Consider the following 2,183-nt stretch of genomic DNA (forward strand, 5'->3'; position numbering starts at 1 on the left):
ACCAGAAATTCTGCAGGTCTGCCCATTTTTTGCCATTCAAGTCAACTAAGTCGAAATAGGGGTTCAACTGGACCTGGAATTCTGTTGCGTATTTCTCAAAAACGGAATTATGCAAAATGCTCATATAAATATTTGAGGATGATACAGAACTTGATGGAATGGTTTATTCGGGCAAGTATTTGTTCTGGTTTGCGGCGCAGCATCCCGTGGATTTTTTTTGAGTCGGAGGAGACCATCATAATAATGGAGGTGTGATAATGAAATGACAAACATATTCGAAGCCGTTTCAGGTATATTTCAGACTCTAAATGCCCCTGAACCCAAGCCGTCAATGCATGTTGGAGAAGTGATGGATGTTTGGAAATATCTTGGTCTTATCGAAGAAATTATTGTTTTTGAACAGATTGGAAGGAATATGACGACGGATAAAGACCTTCTAGAATTGCTAGACGAAGCCATAAAAATGTGCAGTGCTCAATCCGATCGGCTCAAAATGTTGATGGAAACCGAAGGTATTCCTCAACCGGATTTGCCGGAAGATAAGCCGAGATCTGAAGCGAATGCAGTACCTATGGGGGTTAAATTGACAGATACTGAAATAGCCAATATCCTTTCAGCGAAATTACTCGTTACTGTCATGGAATGTGCTCGAAACATGACGGAGTGCGTCCGTAACGATATTGGAGCGATGTGGGCGAATTTCTTCTATGAGCAGGCGAAGTTAGGTGCGCGTGCCAAAACCATGATGAGAAAAAATGGTTGGCTTAAAATTCCTCCCGCCTATTCCCCCCCCTGGTGTACCCGTTCATTAACCATACCAGGAGAATTAATCGTTATTTTCGTAAAAGCTGAAAACCGGAAGCTCATACTGGCACTATATTTTACGATCTGTGAGCTTGCCTTTATATTTGAAAACCTCCATCTCCATATGGGGCATGTATTTTTATACTTATCTCATGGATCGGTTGTATCCGAGGTATTCGTAAAGTATTATCGTGTGTAAGAAAAGGCAGAAGCTTTAGGGGCTCCTGCCTTTCGATCATACCATTATTTATTCGATATGATGGTTTCCCAGAACGAAGCAGGTTCTTGGCCTAATCTCCAGGCCGCGGCACCGCCGAGACGATACTCCTTGGCCAGCTCCAATCGGGCTTCCAATGTCCTTTGATCTTCTAACCAGAACACGTAGGTGTACCCGTCTTTCATATACTGAATTTTATACTGATTGAACTCCGGATCCCATACGGCGGTGTATTCATTTTCTGAGAGCAGCTTACTTACTGCAGAGGTGTATAGCGCACGGTTTTCCAGCACTTTACCGCTGCTATCCAGCTTCCATTCACGGATGTAGAAAGGCATGCCGAGAATGAGCTGCTCTCTGGACATCCCATAAGAAAGAAACTCTTGGATGCCTTGCTCTGTCCATTGCAGACCGGAAACCGATCCCGCTTCCGTGCTGCCCGACCAATGCTGATCATACGCCATGATGATGACCGTATCTACGATCTTCGCTAACTGCTCATGGTCGAAAGCAGTAAGGTGGTTCCAGGAAATACTGCCCCTCATTAAGTCAATCGATACTTCCAGTTTCTTGGCATGCGCCTTGCTCGTCAGCTTCCGCATAAACTCGGTAAATGCAGCCCGATCCTTGGCATTCACGCTTTCGAAGTCGATGTTCAGACCATCGGCTCCAATCGAAGCCGCCCGATCGACCAGCGATTGAATAAACTGATCTTGGCCATTCGCATTCGCCAAAAATGCTGTCGTCAAGCTGCTGTCGAATTGGTTCTGCACGAGAGGGTGTACTTCAAGGCCGCGTTCATGAAACCAATCGACCATTTCTTTACTTGAAGTATCCTCGAACTTCCCTTCTTTGTTTTCCAGCACGAACCAAGTTGGAGAGATGACGTCAAGCCCTACGGCTTGTTCTGCCATCTTTTTCATCGTATCTTCGCTCGCAGAACCGGTCCAACCCCACATTTCAAGCCTGTTGCTGTTATCCCATAGTGTTTTGCCGCTTCGTTCGACGATCTTCGCTCTTTCGAGTGGGATCGCATATTTAGGGCTTGCTGAACGATTAAAAAATCCAGTAACAGCAAGGGTTTGAGGCATTCTTTGTCGAATTCATATGCAAGGAAATCGTTGAAATACGATGAAAAACCGTGCACATGGAGGATGACGAT

At 45.2% G+C, this 2,183-nt stretch carries 2 protein-coding genes; one reads left to right on the top strand and one right to left on the bottom strand.

Annotated elements, in window-relative coordinates; translation table 11 throughout:
- Positions 1–262: 262 nt before the first annotated feature.
- The gene (locus ACFPXP_RS08195) at positions 263–1,003 is read left to right on the top strand and encodes a DUF3231 family protein (protein WP_379893748.1); all 741 of its coding nucleotides are present in this window, start codon (positions 263–265) and stop codon (positions 1,001–1,003) included.
- Positions 1,004–1,047: 44 nt separating this feature from the next.
- Here the strand turns inward: ACFPXP_RS08195 and ACFPXP_RS08200 are convergent, their stop codons facing one another.
- A complete protein-coding gene (locus ACFPXP_RS08200) occupies positions 1,048–2,112 on the bottom strand; it encodes a glycosyl hydrolase family 18 protein (protein ID WP_379893749.1) in 1,065 nt (354 codons plus the stop codon).
- Between the last annotated feature and the right edge of the window lie 71 nt (positions 2,113–2,183).

The sequence above is a fragment of the Marinicrinis lubricantis genome (genome assembly GCF_042658665.1).
GTDB lineage: Bacteria > Bacillota > Bacilli > Paenibacillales > KCTC-33676 > Marinicrinis > Marinicrinis lubricantis.

What these genes read in the sequence shown, in the direction of transcription:
- ACFPXP_RS08195 (WP_379893748.1), top strand. Translation starts at nt 263, where the DNA reads ATGACAAACATATTCGAAGCCGTTTCAGGTATATTTCAGACTCTAAAT.
- ACFPXP_RS08200 (WP_379893749.1), bottom strand. Translation starts at nt 2,112, where the DNA reads ATGCCTCAAACCCTTGCTGTTACTGGATTTTTTAATCGTTCAGCAAGC.